Genomic DNA, 17536 nt, shown 5'->3' with positions numbered 1-17536 from the left:
CTAAAATCTGGTAAACTGTGTGTCACTTTGCGCCCATTAGCAGGGCATTGATGCATGAAATCCTGAGTGGATGCTGGTTCGGCTTCACATCATGCTAATGGCAATCTATTAAGCAGGTTAGTCGCCACCTGGCGGGCTTGCGCAGTAATTTTCTGGATAAACTTGGAGGTTTACATGGCTGTCGCTGCCAACAAACGTTCGGTAATGACGCTGTTTTCTGGTCCGACTGACATTTTTAGCCATCAGGTTCGTATTGTCCTGGCGGAAAAGGGTGTCAGCGTAGAGATCGAGCAGGTAGAAATGGATAGCCTGCCCCAGGATCTGATTGACCTCAACCCGTATCGCACCGTGCCCACTCTGGTGGACCGCGAGCTGACGCTGTACGAATCCCGCATCATCATGGAATACCTTGATGAGCGCTTCCCACACCCGCCACTGATGCCGGTTTACCCGGTCGCCCGTGGTGAAAGCCGTCTGATGATGCACCGTGTGGAGCAGGACTGGTACAGCCTGATGCGTAAGGTTGAAAACGGCACGGCGCAGGAAGCGGAAGCAGCGCGTAAGCAGCTGCGTGAAGAGCTGCTGGCAATCGCACCACTGTTTGCCCGCACGCCGTTTTTTATGAGCGAAGAGTTCAGCCTGGTAGACTGCTATCTGGCTCCGCTCCTGTGGCGTCTGCCGCAGATGGGTATTGACCTGATCGGAGCGGGTTCCAAAGAGTTGAAAGGCTATATGACACGTGTCTTTGAGCGTGATTCCTTCCTGGCTTCCCTGACGGAAGCGGAACGTGAAATGCGCCTGCAAACACGGGGCTGATTACGATGGAAATGTCGCAACTTACCGCTCGTCGTCCCTATCTGCTGCGGGCGTTCTATGACTGGCTGCTGGATAACCAGCTTACCCCGCATCTGGTTGTAGATATCAATCTGCCAGGCGTGATGGTACCCCTGGAATATGCCCGCGATGGTCAGATCGTACTGAACATCGCGCCGCGGGCCGTGGGCAACCTGGAACTGGGCAATGATGAGGTCACTTTCAACGCCCGTTTTGGCGGTGTTCCTCGTCAGGTAACGGTACCGCTGGCGGCAGTAATGGCGATATACGCGCGTGAAAACGGCGCAGGCACAATGTTTGAGCCTGAGCCAGTGTATGAAGAGGCCGGGGAGTATAACCCGGACGCTGAGCAGAACGGCACGCCAGAGACGGTTATGTCCGTAATTGATGGCGACCGCCCGGATGACAGCGTACATAACGATGAAGATAATCCGGACGACGAGCCGCCTCCGCGCGGTGGCCGACCGGCATTACGCGTTGTGAAATAAAAAACGGGCCTTTCGGCCCGTTTTTTTGTCTCTGACTGGCTGACCCGCAATTACCCGTCAGCCAGAGCGAGATTAATAGACGTCGCGCAGATAGCGCTTCTCTTTCTTCAGCTGGTCAACATAGTCAGCCGCACGCTCAGCAGACATCCCGCCAAACTGCATAATCACCTGATAGAGTGCTTTATCCACATCTTTTGCCATGCGCGAAGCATCGCCGCAAACGTAGAAATAGCCACCCTGTTCAAGCCAGGCAAACAGCTCTGCACCCTGTTCCATCATGCGATGCTGCACATAGATTTTACTGGACTGATCGCGGGAAAAGGCGAGATCCAGATGGGTCAACAGGCCGCTTTCCTTCCAGGCCAGCAGCTCATCCCGATAGATAAAGTCATGTTCCTGATGTTGATCGCCAAAGAACAGCCAGTTTTTACCGGTTGCCCCAACGCTCTGGCGCTCTTGCAGGAAGGCACGGAAGGGGGCTATCCCTGTACCAGGGCCAACCATGATCAGCGGCGCTTCACCGTTGGCAGGCACACGGAAGGATTTGTTCGGTGAAATAAAGATAGCAGGCTTTTCACCCCGTCCTACGCGCTCGGCCAGGTAGGCAGAGCAGACGCCGCTGCGTACACGGCCTGTGCTCTGATAACGCAGCGTAGCGATGGTCAGATGCACCTGATTCGGATGCGCTTTCGAACTGGAAGAGATGGAGTAAGCACGGTGCTGTAACGGACGCAGCAGGGCCACAAACTCAGGAATGCTCAGCGAACGCGTCAGCTCAAGTTGCAGCAGATCCAGCGTGTCTTTACCCCACAGCCAGACGCCCAGCGCCTCTTTATCATCATGCTGTAGTACGTGGCGCAGTTCCTGATTCGTGGTGTTCTGACCAACCCATTCAATCAGCTTGCGGGAAGGCTCAGAAATCTCGAACTGATAGGTCAGCAGGTCGCCCAGGCTTCTGTCGAAGCCAGAAACCGGCGTCTCATAGTCTGAGTTCAGCTGCTTCAGCAGTAAAGAGACCAGCGAGGGATCGTTAACCGGGATCACCCCCAGCGCATCGCCAGCTTCATACTTCAGGCCACTGTCCGTTAAATCGAATTCAAAGTGGCGAATATCTTTGCCGGAGTTAGCCCCCGACAGGCGCTTGTTGGTGATCAGCGCGGCCGCATAAGGATTCTGCTTGTTGCTGCCAGGGATAACCGGCGCTTCCGGCAAGTTTTCCAGCGCCGTACCGCTGCTGCCCGCGCTGGCGGCAAACTGCGGCATGGAGGTGGCAATCCACTGATTGGATGGCTCTTCGTAATCGATATCGCAGTCGATACGATCGCTGACGCGTTTTGCGCCCAGCTGCTCCAGCCGCATATCGATGAATTTGCCCGCCTGGCAGAAGCCATCATAGCCGGTATCACCAATGGCCAGCACGGCGAAGTGCATCTGCTCCAGACGTGGCGCGGTGCTGGCAGAAATGGCCTGCCAGAAGAGCTGCGCATTGTCAGGCATTTCGCCTTCACCGTAGGTGGAGGTAATAATCAGCACGTGACGCATGGTGGCAAAGACTTCAATATCCACTTCACCCAGGCCCTGAACCACAGGCACCAGACCCTGCGCGCGGGCAGCTTTGGCTGCACTCTGCGCCAGGGCTTCTGCATTGCCGGTCTGAGAACCAAACAGAATATGCAGCTGAGTCGTGGCCGCCGCCGTGGTTCCGGCAACCTGTTTATTGTCTTCCAGCACCAGCAGGCGCGAGTGCAGCCCGGCGAGAAACCCCGCCAGCCAGTATTTCTGGTCGCCATTAAAAGGCGCATCTTCAGGAATGTAAGGAATTTTCATCGGTTATCTGTACTCAATCCCGTTTCATCATAGTCAGTCAAAGGGGGCGAACCGTCAGGATAATTTCCCGACGGCAGCAGCGATCTCTGGCAGAGCGGCTCGCGCAAACAGCTCTTCAAAATCAGGCAGTCCACCCAGCACTTCTCTGTTCCGCGCATCCTGATACATGATCCAGCCGTAAGTTGCCAGGCTGTCCATAGAACGGATGTTTCGCTGCGTCAGGGCCGCCTTGTAATCGGCCATGCGTTTCGCTGCGATGAGGCAGGCCAGCTCATCATCACTGTAATTTTCAATCGCTGAGCGTGCATGACGCTGCAATTTAGCAATCAGCGAGAAGTCTTCTGTCATCAACAGATTACGTACCGCTTTTTCTACCGCTGCATCTTCTACCGGCGTTCCTTTCGGCAAGCGAGAGAGCGCCAGCTGCTGAGCGAAGCTGAGAACGGTGTAGTTGTTGAGCAACACAAACATCTCTTGCGTGTCCGTTGCGCCATAAGCCGGGACCGCACCGTTAGCGATAGATTTTTTCAACCGCCACGCCGTCTTGAATTTTGTTACCTGATGGCCTGCCAGCGCAGTGGAAAGCTCTTCCAGCAGATCCTTGCGGCTTTTCGCCTTCAGAATTTCGGCGCTCTCCTGATAGAGCAACAGTGAACGCGGCATGACATAGACAAAGTGTTGGCACTCGGTTTCCCAGTGCTCAAGCAGCCAGGCCGCACGAGGTGACTGGGTCGCTTCCAGATGCCAGTTCAGCATCGCCAGCACCGCCTCTTTGTGCACGCGCGCCATTTCGTTATCGTCACTAATGGAGCCGAACAGTACGGAATCCCCGGCGGCCGAAGCTGCCAGCGTGCCATACGGGTCGTACTGGTAGGCGAAGCCACCGCTCATGCCGTTGCCGAAACCAGTACCGTAAGTGCCCAGGTTAAGAATGGCGCCATTGGTCATGTATTCACAGCAGAAATCGCCGACGCCTTCCACAACTGCTGTGGCGCCAGAGTTACGTACCGCAAAACGGTCGCCCGCCTGGCCCTGCACAAACAGACGGCCACCGGTCGCGCCAAACAGAGCGAAGTTACCAATCAGCACGTTGCCTTCAGCATCCTGCGAGCCGCCGCCAGGTGAGGTCACTACAATTTCGCCACCACACTGCCCTTTGCCTACGCCGTCGTTGCAGGTACCGGTGTGCTTCATCTGCATTCCGTCGTTGCAGAACACGCCGTAGGACTGACCCGCAGAGCCAGAAGTGGTGATGTTTACCGTGGCAGGCGCGAGATAGTGGCGCCCACGATCGTCGCGCAGCACTGCCGGGATGTTCGCCAGCTGCTCTGTTTTTAACTCATGGTTCAGCAGACGTTCAATATCAATGGCCAGCTGACCGCCCACGCTCTTGTTACGGTTGTTCAGAACAATACCGTTGCCGAACTGAATAGCCGTTTTACCCTGATCGACCAGCTCCAGTTTCAGCTGTTCTAACCAGCAATTATCCAGTTCAAAATCTTTTTCCAGATAAACCGGATGGGCGATTTTCAACTCAGGTACCACGGTGAGCATGGCACGGAAATCGAGCTTGCCGACTTCCAGTGGATGATCCATCAGGTGCAGCAAATCGGAGCGACCGCGCGCTTCACGCAGCGAGCGTAAGCCCAGGCGAGCAAGGATCTCACGCACGTCGTGCGCCACGTTGATAAAGTACTGCGCCAGCTGACGCGGATCGCCATCAAAGGCTTCGGCGTTAGTGGTCAGGCCTGCCGGGCACTTCACGTTACAGTTTTTCGCCATCACGCATTTCAGCATCATCAGCGCAGTGGTGCCGAATTCAAAGCTGTCTCCGCCCAGCAGCGCTGATTTCACCACGTCGCTACCGGTTTGCTGAGCACCTGAACAGCGCAGAAGCACTTTTTCACGCAGTCCATTGGCACAGAGCGCCTGGTGAACTTCCGCAATACCGATTTCAGCAACACGCCCGGTGTATTTCAGGCTGGTGACGGAAGCCGCACCGGTGCCGCCGGTATTACCCGCGACGTTTATCACATCGGCGCCCGCTTTGGCTACGCCGACGGCGATGGTGCCTATCCCTTCTGAAGAGACCAGCTTCACGATAACGCGTACGCGGGCCGCTTTACAGTCGTGGATCAGCTGAGCCAAATCCTCGATGGAGTAGGTGTCGTGGTGCGGAGGAGGAGAAACCAGCTCCACGCCAGGCGTACCGCCACGAGCCGCGGCGATCTCAACCGTGACTTTCGCCGCAGGAAGCTGCCCGCCTTCACCCGGTTTCGCGCCCTGACCAATTTTAATCTCCAGCTCTTCCAGCATCGGGTCGGCCAGATAAGCAGCCCAGACGCCAAAACGACCGGATGCGAGCTGTTTGATGCGGGAGGCACGAATGGTGCCGTGGCGCGAGTAGTGCTCGCCGCCTTCGCCACAGTTACTCATGCCGCCAACCATATTCGTCCCGTGCGCTACCGCTTCGTGAGCCGGCGCTACCAGTGCGCCGTGGCTCATCGCGCCAGAGGCAAAGGTGCGGGTGATCTCGCTGGCCGGCTGGATCTCATTCAGCGGCAGAGAGGGGGCTGAGGTAAAGATGCGTGACAGATACTCCGCCGCTTTACCTGTTGCGGCCAGGTGCAGTGCACCGGTGACGATTTCACTGTCGCCGATTTCGTCGTTGAAGCGGGTTTTCAGCGCGCTGAACAGCGCCGCCAGACGCTCTTTTTCCGGCTTCAGGCCAACAATGGTGTCGGTCAGACGCAGGGTAAAGTAGCCTTCGCGGCCTTCCATTGCTTCACACACCAGTCCACGGGTAGCAAACCCATTGTTGGTGAGCGAATAGCGACCCAGCTTGCGGGCAAATTCGGCCTGGCTGTCCACATGGGTCAGGTCGGCAGGAAATGCCAGGATATCGCGCAACGCCGCCGGACGACGTTTACGCTCCTGATTCATCAGGCTGGAGAATTCACGGTAATCGGGCGTGATAGTAAAGTTATCGATCACGTCGTTCGGGATGCGCTCAAAGCTGCTGTCTGCAAAAGAGTCAGGCTTGATGTTAAATGCATTATCCAGCTTAGCCAGCGTCAGCAGACGAATGAACTGATCTTCATCGCGTGGCTTGTCTGCAAAGCGAACAGGCTGCTCGGTCATGTCGATAAAGGTTCTTACGGCAATGGTGCCGTAAGAGTGTCCCGCACCTTCAGCGCGCTCTTTAAACAGGCCCAGCAACGGCACTTCAGCTTCACCCTGAATCTTCAGCGAGCTTTGATGCCAGTCTACGGCCATCTGAGCGATGGTGGCAAAGCCTGCGCCGCCTACTGGCGTTTTGATATTCGGGAAATATTTCTTCAGTACGCGATCTTCAGTATTCAGGAAGTTCGGCTCGAAGAATTCGCCACAGCTGTAGCTTTCTACGGTACAGAGGCCCACTTTACCCATGGTTTTCATCAGCGCTTTTTCCGCTGCTTTGGCATAGCGTTTAAAGGCTTTGTTACCTTCCTCGCCCTCACCGAATTTCTCTTCGGCACGCATCTGCACACCCAGCGGGTAAATTGCCGAAGCACCAAAGCCCAGCGCTGCTGCAATATGGTGGGAAGAGATGCTCTGACCGCTTTCGACGACCAGAGAGACATCAAGGCGCAACCCTTCCTGCACCAGACGCTGGTTGATAGCAGAAACCACCAGCAGCATCGGAATAGCGGCGCGGGTAGAGGAGATATGGCGGTCAGTCAGAACGGCGATACCGCCCTGCTCACGGGCAAAGTCCACCACCTGCTGGGCAAGATCGTCAATCGCTTTTTCCAGCGCATCCGCGTTATCGAGGCGGTTTTGCGGTTCGGTTCCCGTCACCGGTGTATAGAGCATGTCAAAGCGAGCGTAAGGCGCCACGCTCTGTTCACGCAGTTGCAGCATATCCAGGTGGGTCAGGATTGGCGTAGGCACGATGATCTGACGGCCTTTGCTTCTGCCCAAATGCGGTTTAGCGCCCAGCGCTACCCGCAGCGTCATGCCGTCAACTTCACGGATAGAGTCTAATGGTGGGTTCGTTACCTGGGCGAAGCGCTGAGAGAAGTAGTGCGCCATGCCGCCTTCATGATCGGACAAGCCGTTAATGGCGTTGCCATAACCCATTGCCGAAATCTTCTCAGCGCCGGTATTCAGCATCGGGTCCATCATGAACTTGAAGCTTTCCTGGTTATAGTAGTACGCCACGAAACGCTGATACGTTTTCAGGTCGCCGCTGTAGCGCAGCGGTGATCCCTGCTGCTCTGCCGGGATCACCGGGAGATCCTGCAACGTTACGCGAGACTGCGCCAGCAGCGCCGGGTAATCTTTCTCTGCCGCCAGCTTCTCCAGCGCTTCAAGCGTGGTGTAGCTGCGTTTCTCACTGTGATCGTAATAGAGCATGCCGCCCGCTTCGATACGGCCACGGCGCAACACGCTTTCCGGTGGGAAGGCGATCTGGCCCGCTTCAGACATGGCACCAATATACTCAGCGGTTTCTACAGAGCGCAGAGGACGCAGGCCCAGACGGTCCAGGCGCGCGCCAATGATCTCACCATTGCCGAAAATCAGCGCGGCAGGGCCATCGTTCTTCTCTTCGTACAGGGAGAAGTACTCCAGCATGGCGCGAACTTCAGTGGACAAGGAGTGATCGTTTTCCCAGGCTGGCGGCATCATGGAGACAACGGCATTAATCAGATCGAGGTTGTCCTCCATCAGGCGGCTGTGAATGCTCTGATCCAGACGAGAGCTGTCGGACTGTCCTTTAGGGCGCACGATATTTTTACCGCGCGCCAGCGCCAGCGCAGATTCTGCAATGCGGTTTTTACGATCGGTATTCAGTTCACCGTTATGCGCCATCAGCCGGAAAGGCTGGGCCATGGTGGTGTGCGGATCGGTATTGGTAGAGAAACGGGTATGGAAGAACAGCCCGCGCACCTTGTGATCTCTGTCGGTCAGATCTTTGAAGTAAGGGATCACTTCATTGGAATTCAGGCGGGCTTTCAGAACCTGCGTGCGCGAAGAGAGCGAAAGCGGATAGAGGCCGCCAAACTGGCTTTCGGTAAAAGCACGCGCTTCAATGTCCAGCAGGGCGCGGTAGATGCGTTTTTCAAAGTCGTTCTGGTCCTGCACATCCTGCGGGGCAGCAAACACCCATTGCACGATTGGCAGCTGGAAGGAGAGGGCGGCAGGCCGCAGCACGCTGGCATCCAGCGGCAGATCGCGTTTCAGCAACAGCGCTAAATCGTAAGCAGCTAAGGTCTCTTCTACCAGACGCTCGGCGTTGGCGCGCAGCTCAACATCTTTAGGCACAAAGAAGTTGCCCACGCCAAACTGGCCTGACTCCAGCGGCTGGCCGGTAATTTTGCGGAAGAAGTGTAAAGAGAGGTCCACGTTGACGCCAGCGCCATCACCCACGCCTTCCGCCGACATACCCCCGCGATGAGGTACCGTGCACAGGGCACTGTGTGCCATCTGAAGTATCTCATGGGTCTGCTCGCCGTCCTTACGCGTGATAAAACCTACGCCACAGCTGTCGCTGCCTTTGGTCGGGTCGTACAAGCCATAGGGAAAAGGTTTTGTGTTGGACATTGGGGGCCTCCTCAACTTCTTTTTGACATTACCTATAGAGTTTCAATCACAGTAAGCTTCTGGTATGTGCCAGGCTCTGTATCATTTTCCTGACCGCTAAACGCGGACGCCGTTACCCCGAGCACTCCTCCAGACTTTTTTATCTTGTTCCTGAAGGGGGAGCTGCTCTTACATTTCCGGGTCTCTTGATATGGAGATAACTTGCATCACGAGGGAGTCTTCTTGCTGCATAGATATGCCGAGACACTGGCCCGTTAGGAAAGCTTCCAGCGGATTTCCAACTTATCGGGAAAGCGTACTAAGGTCAAATAGCGCTCTTAAGGGCGCTTTTAGGGTGTTAACCTGCACTATCTTACTGATATGTAAGGTTTTGTAAGGCTTTTTAATGGTGGGGATTTGATGGCAAAGTCCGCAATAAGTGTGAGCTGTCTCACTGTAGTGCAGCAGCCAAATCTCTGCACCATGCTGGTGCCAGGGATATTGGTAGCAGATTGTTCTGACAATCCTTGCTGATTTACTTAAATATACTGTTTTTAAACTTGTCACCTATTTGAATTAAACAACTGTGCGTCATTAGTAAAATTAATTACCGCAGGGGTGATTAAATTTCCGCTAAACATGAATTTTTATTCGTTAACGAGGCAGGGCTGGCCCGGGTAAAGCATGCTATCGCATTGAGCCGACGTGACCCGGCAGCAAAAAGGGTCAGATAAATGACTTACAGATTATGCAGTCAGAATAATGAGTCAGCCCTTTTACCACAGGAAAATGACAGCATTATTAAAGGAAATAAAAAGGTTGGTTTCTTCCGGGATCTAAGCGGTAAATCCAGACAGCGCACAGCCTGAACAGATATTACCCATCAAACGCAGAATCCGATCTCTGCGCCTGCCTGACGTAGCGCATTCTTCTCTGTTTATTAAAAGTCCGGATGAAACAGGAGGTCTGTGCCAGGCAAATGAGGGGGAGTCAGGCGCCGCCCACTTCCTCCCGATGCCCGCTCTTACAAAGCAGCGAGTGCTTAAGCAGGCAATTTCGGCTGCCGCTGCACCATGCTGGTGCGATTAAAGCGTGAACGGTTGCGTGGGTCGCGGAGGCTTTTACGGTATGATTGAACGATCGGGCTGGAAGGAACCTTTTATGAAACAAATTCGTCTGTTGGCACAATATTACGTCGATTTAATGGTGAAGTTAGGGCTGGTACGCTTCTCTCTGCTGCTGGCTTCTGCGCTTGTGGTTCTGGCGATGATCGTCCAGATGGCGGTGACGATGGTGCTGCGTGGCCATGTTGAAAGTATTGATATGGTCCGCTCGGTGTTCTTTGGCTTGCTGATCACCCCCTGGGCGGTCTACTTCCTCTCTGTGGTGGTTGAACAGCTTGAGGAGTCCCGGCAGCGCTTATCCCGGCTGGTGGATAAGCTTGAAGAGATGCGCCACCGCGATCTTGAGCTTAATCAGCAGATGAAGGAAAACATCACCCAGCTGAATCAGGAAATAGCCGACCGTATTAAAGCGGAAGAGGCGCGTTTGCAGGTTATGGCTAAGCTGAAGGAAGAGATGGCGAGGCGTGAAGAAGCGCAAATCGAACTTGAACAACAATCCTCCTTTCTGCGTTCGTTTCTTGATGCCTCTCCCGACCTGGTATTCTATCGCAACATCGATCAGCAATTTTCCGGCTGCAATCGCGCAATGGAACTGCTTACGGGCAAAAGTGAAAAGCAGCTGATTGGCCTGACGCCGCGAGATGTTTATGACAATGATGCCGCCTCTAAGGTTTTAGAAACCGATGACAAAGTGTTCCGCCATAACGTCTCGCTCACCTACGAGCAGTGGTTGCAGTATCCCGATGGGCGTAAAGCCTGCTTTGAGATCCGTAAAGTCCCCTATTACGACCGTATTGGTAAACGCAGCGGGCTGATGGGCTTTGGGCGCGATATAACGGAGCGTAAGCGCTACCAGGACGCTTTAGAGAACGCCAGCAGGGAGAAGACCACTTTTATCTCCACAATCAGCCACGAGCTTCGTACGCCGCTTAATGGCATCGTGGGATTAAGCCGCATTCTGCTGGATACTGCCCTGAACAAGGAGCAGCTTAATTATCTGAAAACGATCCACGTTTCCGCCATCACGCTGGGCAATATTTTCAATGACGTGATCGAAATGGACAAAATTGAACGGCGTAAAGTTCAGCTCGATATCCAGCCTGTCGACTTCACCGGTTTCATTACCGATCTGGAAAACCTCTCCGGCTTGCTGGTTCAACCTAAAGGGTTGAAGTTTGTGCTGGAACCCGAGCTTCCTCTTCCACACCAAATCATGACCGACGGTACCAGGCTGCGACAGATCCTGTGGAACCTTATTGGCAACGCGGTGAAGTTCACCCAGCAGGGCAGCATCATTGTCCGTGTGGCTTATCAGGGGGAAAGCTTCCTGCGGTTTGAAGTGGAAGACTCCGGCATGGGGATACCCCAGGATGAGCAGGATAAAATTTTCGCTATGTATTACCAGGTGAAGGACCAGCGGGGTGGAAAACCCGCAACAGGAACCGGAATTGGTCTGGCGGTCTCCCGTCGTCTTGCGCAGAGCATGGGAGGAGATATCAGCGTGCATAGCGCACCGGGTAAAGGCTCCTGCTTTACGCTGACGGTGAATGCGCCGCGTATTGAGGAAGCTCCTGAAGAAGCGCAGCCCGCCGAGGATCTTCCGCTTCCTGCGCTACACGTGCTGCTGGTGGAGGATATTGAGCTGAACGTCGTGGTCGCACGTTCGGTGCTTGAGAAGCTTGGCAACAGCGTGGAAGTGGCCATGACGGGTGAGGAAGCCCTTAAACTCTTTGACCCGGAAGAGTTTGACCTGGTGCTACTGGATATTCAGCTGCCCGATATGACAGGCCTGGATGTGGCGAGGGAGATCCACCAGCGTTATGCCGGTTGTCATCTGCCGCCGCTGGTAGCCCTGACCGCCAACGTGCTGAAGGATAAAAAAGAGTATCTGGATGCAGGAATGGATGATGTGTTGAGTAAACCGCTGGCGGTGCCCGCCCTGACGGCCATCATCAAAAAGTATTGGGATTTTCAGCAGGAAGATGACGAGGAGCGAAAAGTGGACGAGAAGAAACTGGGGCTGTTGGATGTGGCGATGCTGGAACAGTATATCGAACTGGTTGGCCCCCAGCTTATTCATCAAAGTCTGGAGATGTTTGAACAGATGATGCCCGGCTACCTTGAAGTGCTGGACTCTAATATGATGGCGCGCGACCAGAAAGGGATTGCGGAAGAGGGGCATAAAATCAAAGGGGCAGCAGGATCGGTCGGGCTGGTGCATTTGCAGCAGTTAGCCAAGCAGATCCAAAGCCCTGAACTGCCGGCCTGGTGGGACAATGTGCAGGAGTGGATCGATGAGCTGAAACAGGAATGGCGTAATGATGTGGCGGTGTTACGGGAATGGGTTTCGGAAGCTGGAAAAAAATGACCCCGACCGAAGCCGGGGTGCGCGAATACTGCGCCAACACCAGGGAAAAGGGTAACCTGCGCTATTCTGAGAAGAAGAGTTTAAAAGCACAGGCGCGGTATTGGGTAAAACGCTCAGGAAGTACCTTAGCAAATCCTGCATCACCTGTTACCAGATTCATTAAAATGTGTGATGTTGAGCAGCGATTTCAGACAGAAAACATTAATTTGATAACACAGTCAAGCGGGAAATGATTTTTCACGCATTATTGTCTGTTTTTTGCACAAATAGCACAGCTTTTTCGGCATATTCTGTGACCGCTCACGCAGGAAGAAGTCGCAGGCGCTAGCAGGGATGCTAATAAAATTTGCCATAAATCCGCAAAGTTTAACTGATTGTATAACATATTCTTTTTGTGAGATTAGGGTCTCGCCTCACTCTGGCTCTGCGGGGCCACCCTGATAAGGGTGTACACAAGGTAAGACCGATTGATCCGGGCTTTTTCAACGGCTTTAGCAATCGGGACAGATCAGCAGTGAAAAGGGCCTGTGAAAAGGCTGGGTGAAGATTCTCAACAGGTTTCCTGCCTGTTAAGATGAATTTTGCAGAAGCTTAGGCAAGGAACTTATAAGCAATGTAAACCATTCATTTTCACCTTTGCCCTCTGATATTCGCTTTGCAGTAACGCGGCAAAGAGGTTCGTTTTGTGCATGGAACCGATTCCGTAAGCGCGGAAGTGGTTGAAGCAGATAGAACATTTAGGATTAAGCCGGGGATTAAACTGGCTGACCGCTATTTACAGCGTTCTTCTGCTGAGGTTACTGGTTGAAAAAGCAGGTGGGTTCAGACCGCTTCTCTGACAGGAATTGATAAGATAGTTATGGATATTATTGTATGAAAGGGTCTCAAAAAAAGGGGTTTCATCGTCTTAAATCCTGGGGTTTACGGGCTGTATTTACTCTGGTGGGCTTATGGATAGCGGGAATTGTTCTTTTCTCTTTTCTCCCGGTTCCCTTTTCGGCGGTGATGGCTCAAAAGCAGGCAGGCGCGTGGCTAAGGGGCGATTTCGGTTATGTCGCCCACTCCGACTGGGTGGGTATGGACGATATCTCACCCTGGATGCCGCTCGCTGTAATCGCCTCGGAAGACCAGAAGTTTCCTGATCACTGGGGCTTTGATGTCCAGGCCATTCAGTCCGTACTGGACAGTGAGGGAGGCGGGCGGATCCGGGGAGCTTCCACGCTTTCTCAGCAAACGGCCAAGAATCTCTTTTTATGGGATGGAAGAAGCTGGGTGCGGAAAGGGCTGGAAGCGGGATTAACCGTGGGTATTGAAACGGTATGGACGAAAAGGCGTATCCTGACGGTTTATCTCAACGTTGCAGAATTTGGTGAAGGCGTCTTTGGCGTGGAAGCCGCTGCGCAGCGCTACTTCCATAAACCGGCAAGCCGGTTAACGATGTCAGAAGCGGCGTTGCTGGCGGCAGTGTTGCCCAACCCCATTCGCTTCAGGGCCAGCGCGCCCTCAGGTTATGTTCGCCAGCGGCAGCAGTGGATACTGCGGCAGATGCGGCAGCTTGGAGGAGAAGGCTTCTTGCGTCAGCATAAGCTGAAGTAGGCCGGGTGCCACAGGCATGATGTACGCCTCATGCCTGTTCAGGCCATCACTCTTCGTCAAAGCCGGCGTTAAACAATTCAATAACCGCTTTTAGCGCCTGCTCTTCCTCAGGACCTGAAGCTTCAATTTCAATATGCCCTCCCTTTGCCGAATCCAGCATCAGTAAGGCGATAACGCTGCTGGCTTCCGCCTCGGTGCCGCTTTCGTTTCTCAGCAGCACTTCGGCATCAAAGCTTTGTACCAGCTCAAACAATTTCATTGCCGGGCGCGCATGCATTCCCAGCTTATTTTGGATCTCTACAGTTTGCCTGACGGTCATTTGCGTTTTTCCAGCGTACGATGGCGGGATTGCACATTTTTTCCACGTGAGCGGAAGTAGTCAGCCAGCTGCTCGGCAATATAAACAGAACGGTGTTTACCGCCGGTACAACCGATAGCTACGGTAAGATAGCTGCGGTTATTGGTTTCCAGCATTGGCAGCCACAACTCAAGATAGCTTCGCGTCTGGTAGATAAAGTTATGGACTTCAGTGTGACGATCCAAAAAAGCGGCCACGGGGCGATCCAAACCCGTCATGGGACGCAGTTTAGGATCCCAGTGCGGGTTCGGCAGAAAGCGAACGTCAAACACATAGTCAGCATCAATAGGGATGCCGTGCTTAAAGCCAAAAGATTCAAACACCATGGTCAGCTCACGCTCTCGTTTACCCAGTAAACGCGTGCGCAGCATCTCAGCCAGCTCATGTACTGACATCTCTGAAGTATCAACAATCAGATCCGCTCGCGAGCGTAAGGGTTCGAGCAGATCGCTCTCTTCATCGATGGCACTTTCCAGCGAGAGATTTTTGCTGGAAAGGGGATGCAGGCGGCGCGTGTCGCTGTAACGGCGGATTAACGTGTTGCGATCGGCGTCGAGAAACAGCAGCTGAGGTGAAAAGCTCTCCGGCAGGCTGGTCAGCGCTTTCTCAAAAATTTCTGGTGACTCAGGCATGTTGCGCACGTCGATGCTGACCGCCGCAGAGATATTTCTGTCTGCCAGAGAGTTCGCCAGCTCAGGGAGTAAAACTACGGGTAAGTTATCCACGCAGTAAAAGCCCATGTCCTCCAGCGCTCTTAAGGCGACAGACTTACCCGAACCCGATCGACCGCTGACAATCATCAGCACCATGACTCTTTCTCCCGATTTTGCCTGTTCGCAGGCTTTTCATCCGGCACCCGTGTCGGCCAGAGGCTTCCAGGAGCCGGTATCAGCCAGCCTGGTGGCATCAGTGGCTCTCTTCAGGGCTTTCCGCCATGATTTCGTAAAGTTCTTCATCCGTCTGTGCCGCACGTAAGCGGCGGCAGATGGTTTTATCCGCCAGACGTTTAGCCACCAGCGAAAGCGTGTGCAGATGGGTTTTGCACTGATCGGCAGGCACCAGTAAGGCAAAAAGCAGATCCACTGGTTGATTATCAATAGCATCAAAAGCAATGGGCTGATCCAGGCGAATAAAAACGCCCACCGCACGCAGGGTATCTTCAACCAGCTTGCCGTGCGGAATGGCAATGCCATTCCCAATGCCGGTACTTCCCATGCGTTCACGAGTCAGAATCGCTTCAAAGATGGTCTGGTGCGGAAGGTTCAGCTGCTTAGCCGCCAGTTCACTGATGATTTCCAGCGCCCGCTTTTTACTCTGGCAATGTACGCCGCTGCGGGTGCAGGAGACGCTCAGGACCGAGCTCAGTTCCAGTGTTAATTCATTGTTCATCATAGTTTCACTTACGTGTTCACTTCTGCCTGGCAAAATGACTTAGCCTCTTTGCCACCCCAAAAGGGGGGAGGGAGCTAAGGCACGGCCGATTGATTAACGGCCCGCACCTGAAAGGAAGCGAGCCGGCTATCATACGTCACCACTTACCCTTAGATAAGGGTGACGAAGAAATAATCAATGTTTGAGTGAAATTTAGTGCTGCTTCAGCTTGTCTTTGTGTTTATTAAGTTGGCGCGTCAGCTTATCCAGCAGGCCGTCGATCGCCGCGTACATATCTTTTTCTTCCGAGGTGGCATGCAACTCACCGCCATTCACATGCAGCGTAGCATCCGCTATCTGCGTGACTTTTTCGACCTTCAGAACAATGTAGACCTGGTTAATATGGTCAAAATATTGCTCCAGCTTGGCAAATTTAGTGGTGACAAAATCCCGTAAAGGTTCAGTGATTTCCACGTTATGGCCAGTGATATTGAGTTGCATATGCTCTTCCTTATCTGTTCGTTCAGACCAGCTGTTTACGCTGGTTTGAGGGCGGGATGGATAAAGACTCTCGGTACTTCGCGACGGTTCGGCGCGCCACCATGATCCCCTGATCGGAAAGCAGTGTGGTGAGCTTACTGTCACTCAGAGGTTTGGCGGGATTCTCCGCCGAGATTAATTTTTTCACCAATGCACGGATTGCCGTGGAGGACGCTTCGCCTCCTCCCTCGGTATTGACGTGGCTGGAGAAAAAATACTTCAGTTCAAAAATACCGCGTGGACTGTGCAGATACTTCTGCGTGGTCACGCGGGAAATCGTGGACTCATGCATCTCCACAGCGCTGGCAATATCGGCCAGCACCATCGGGCGCATAAATTCTTCGCCCTGTTCGAAAAAGGCCTGCTGCTGATCGACGATACAACGTGTGACTTTCAGCAGCGTATCGTTTCGGCTTTCCAGACTTTTAATCAGCCATTTGGCTTCCTGCAAATTACTGCGAATAAACTGGCTGTCGCTGTCATTGCGGGTCGTCCCGCTAAGCGCGGCATATTGCTGATTAATCTTTAATCTTGGCACGCTCTCTGAATTGAGTTCAACCATCCAGCGAGGTCCCACTTTACGTACCAGTACGTCCGGGATGACATATTCCGGCTCGGTAGTATTGATCGACTGACCAGGGCGCGGATCCAGCGTCTGGATAACCTGCATCGCCATTTTTAACACATCTTCTTTCAGCCGCGTGACGCGCATCAGGCTGCGGAAGTCATGATTTGCCAGCAGATCCAGATGTTCGCTGACAATCAGCCGCGCCTCTTTCAGGCTTGGCGCGTCCGGAGCGAACTGTGACAGCTGTACCAACAGACAGTCACGCAGATCGCGGGCACACACGCCCACCGGGTCAAAGCGCTGAACGCGTTTTAACACCGCCTCTACTTCGTCCATGCTCAGCTCATCGTTACCGATGCTGTCCAGGATCTCCTCCAGGGAGGCGGTGAGATAACCTGTCTCGTCCACGGCATCAACAATCGAGGTAGCTATCGCCCGGTCGGTTTCGGTAAAGGGTGTCAGCCCAACCTGCCACATCAGGTAATCCTGTAGCGTTTGCGTGGTTTCGCCCTGATAGACCGGCAGCTCATCATCATGGTAATCAGTGCCGGTGCCTGAGGGCGTGCCGGCGGTGTAGATCTCATCCCAGGTCGCATCCAATGGAAGCTCTTCAGGCATATCCTTTTGTTCCAGCGCTTCCCTGGTATCCAGCGCCTCTTTCTCCTGATACTCGCGCGCGTCCACTTCCTCATGAATGTCGGTTTGTTCAAGCAACGGGTTACTTTCCAGCGCCAGCTGAATTTCCTGCTGTAGTTCAAGCGTAGAGAGCTGCAACAGACGAATGGCCTGTTGCAGTTGTGGCGTCATGGCAAGCTGTTGGCTAAGCCTGAGTTGCAAACCTTGCTTCATATTCAGGATACTGATTCCTCGAAAATCTTACCGGGTTTTAACACCTTA

At 53.7% G+C, this 17536-nt stretch carries 12 protein-coding genes; 5 read left to right on the top strand and 7 right to left on the bottom strand.

Annotated elements, in window-relative coordinates; genetic code table 11:
* The first annotated feature begins 174 nt into the window (after positions 1 to 174).
* Entirely contained in the window at positions 175 to 816 is a 642-nt protein-coding gene (gene sspA, locus AAH450_RS19185) for a stringent starvation protein SspA (protein WP_342911646.1), read from the top strand.
* A gap of 5 nt (positions 817 to 821) precedes the next feature.
* Positions 822 to 1322: a ClpXP protease specificity-enhancing factor gene (sspB, locus tag AAH450_RS19180; RefSeq protein ID WP_318791536.1), complete on the top strand. Its 501-nt coding sequence runs from the start codon at positions 822 to 824 to the stop codon at positions 1320 to 1322.
* A 72-nt stretch (positions 1323 to 1394) separates the two neighbouring features.
* Here the strand turns inward: sspB and AAH450_RS19175 are convergent, their stop codons facing one another.
* A complete protein-coding gene (locus AAH450_RS19175; protein WP_342911645.1) occupies positions 1395 to 3149 on the bottom strand; it encodes a sulfite reductase subunit alpha in 1755 nt (584 codons plus the stop codon).
* Between the two features lie 54 nt (positions 3150 to 3203).
* Positions 3204 to 8735 carry a glutamate synthase-related protein gene (locus AAH450_RS19170; protein ID WP_342911644.1) on the bottom strand — a complete coding sequence of 1844 codons (5532 nt, stop codon included), beginning with the start codon at positions 8733 to 8735 and terminating at the stop codon, positions 3204 to 3206.
* Between the two features lie 1140 nt (positions 8736 to 9875).
* On the opposite strand from AAH450_RS19170, the gene arcB reads away from it, so the two are divergent.
* From arcB to mtgA, 3 genes are all read left to right on the top strand, one after another.
* A complete protein-coding gene (gene arcB / locus AAH450_RS19165; RefSeq protein ID WP_342911643.1) occupies positions 9876 to 12206 on the top strand; it encodes an aerobic respiration two-component sensor histidine kinase ArcB in 2331 nt (776 codons plus the stop codon).
* Positions 12203 to 12439, top strand: coding sequence for a hypothetical protein (locus AAH450_RS19160; RefSeq protein WP_306210155.1), 237 nt, complete (start codon positions 12203 to 12205; stop codon positions 12437 to 12439). Before arcB ends, AAH450_RS19160 begins: the two co-directional genes overlap by 4 nt.
* Positions 12440 to 13079: 640 nt before the next feature.
* Complete coding sequence (mtgA, locus tag AAH450_RS19155) at positions 13080 to 13802, top strand: monofunctional biosynthetic peptidoglycan transglycosylase (RefSeq protein ID WP_342911642.1); 723 nt, start codon at positions 13080 to 13082, stop codon at positions 13800 to 13802.
* Positions 13803 to 13848: 46 nt separating this feature from the next.
* On the opposite strand, the gene npr is transcribed toward mtgA, so the two are convergent.
* The 5 genes from npr to rpoN form a co-directional block, all read right to left on the bottom strand.
* A complete protein-coding gene (npr, locus tag AAH450_RS19150) occupies positions 13849 to 14121 on the bottom strand; it encodes a PTS phosphocarrier protein NPr (protein WP_342911641.1) in 273 nt (90 codons plus the stop codon).
* Positions 14118 to 14969: an RNase adapter RapZ gene (gene rapZ, locus AAH450_RS19145; protein WP_342911640.1), complete on the bottom strand. Its 852-nt coding sequence runs from the start codon at positions 14967 to 14969 to the stop codon at positions 14118 to 14120. Before rapZ ends, npr begins: the two co-directional genes overlap by 4 nt.
* Before the next feature lie 97 nt (positions 14970 to 15066).
* A complete protein-coding gene (gene ptsN / locus AAH450_RS19140; RefSeq protein ID WP_318791637.1) occupies positions 15067 to 15549 on the bottom strand; it encodes a PTS IIA-like nitrogen regulatory protein PtsN in 483 nt (160 codons plus the stop codon).
* Between the two features lie 195 nt (positions 15550 to 15744).
* Positions 15745 to 16032 (bottom strand): ribosome hibernation promoting factor, encoded by a 288-nt coding sequence (gene hpf / locus AAH450_RS19135; RefSeq protein ID WP_318791545.1) that lies wholly within the window; start codon positions 16030 to 16032, stop codon positions 15745 to 15747.
* Positions 16033 to 16054: 22 nt separating this feature from the next.
* Positions 16055 to 17488: an RNA polymerase factor sigma-54 gene (gene rpoN / locus AAH450_RS19130; protein WP_342911639.1), complete on the bottom strand. Its 1434-nt coding sequence runs from the start codon at positions 17486 to 17488 to the stop codon at positions 16055 to 16057.
* Between the last annotated feature and the right edge of the window lie 48 nt (positions 17489 to 17536).

Source organism: Erwinia magellanica (assembly GCF_039023495.1).
In the GTDB taxonomy this organism is placed as follows: domain Bacteria; phylum Pseudomonadota; class Gammaproteobacteria; order Enterobacterales; family Enterobacteriaceae; genus Erwinia.
The sequence above is the reverse complement of the archived record's forward strand: the minus strand, read 5'-3'. Positions and strand labels throughout refer to the sequence as shown.

Coding starts and splice junctions, on each gene's coding strand:
- sspA (WP_342911646.1), top strand. CDS start 175: ATGGCTGTCGCTGCCAACAAACGTTCGGTAATGACGCTGTTTTCTGGT.
- sspB (WP_318791536.1), top strand. CDS start 822: ATGGAAATGTCGCAACTTACCGCTCGTCGTCCCTATCTGCTGCGGGCG.
- AAH450_RS19175 (WP_342911645.1), bottom strand. CDS start 3,149: ATGAAAATTCCTTACATTCCTGAAGATGCGCCTTTTAATGGCGACCAG.
- AAH450_RS19170 (WP_342911644.1), bottom strand. CDS start 8,735: ATGTCCAACACAAAACCTTTTCCCTATGGCTTGTACGACCCGACCAAA.
- arcB (WP_342911643.1), top strand. CDS start 9,876: ATGAAACAAATTCGTCTGTTGGCACAATATTACGTCGATTTAATGGTG.
- AAH450_RS19160 (WP_306210155.1), top strand. CDS start 12,203: ATGACCCCGACCGAAGCCGGGGTGCGCGAATACTGCGCCAACACCAGG.
- mtgA (WP_342911642.1), top strand. CDS start 13,080: ATGAAAGGGTCTCAAAAAAAGGGGTTTCATCGTCTTAAATCCTGGGGT.
- npr (WP_342911641.1), bottom strand. CDS start 14,121: ATGACCGTCAGGCAAACTGTAGAGATCCAAAATAAGCTGGGAATGCAT.
- rapZ (WP_342911640.1), bottom strand. CDS start 14,969: ATGGTGCTGATGATTGTCAGCGGTCGATCGGGTTCGGGTAAGTCTGTC.
- ptsN (WP_318791637.1), bottom strand. CDS start 15,549: ATGAACAATGAATTAACACTGGAACTGAGCTCGGTCCTGAGCGTCTCC.
- hpf (WP_318791545.1), bottom strand. CDS start 16,032: ATGCAACTCAATATCACTGGCCATAACGTGGAAATCACTGAACCTTTA.
- rpoN (WP_342911639.1), bottom strand. CDS start 17,488: ATGAAGCAAGGTTTGCAACTCAGGCTTAGCCAACAGCTTGCCATGACG.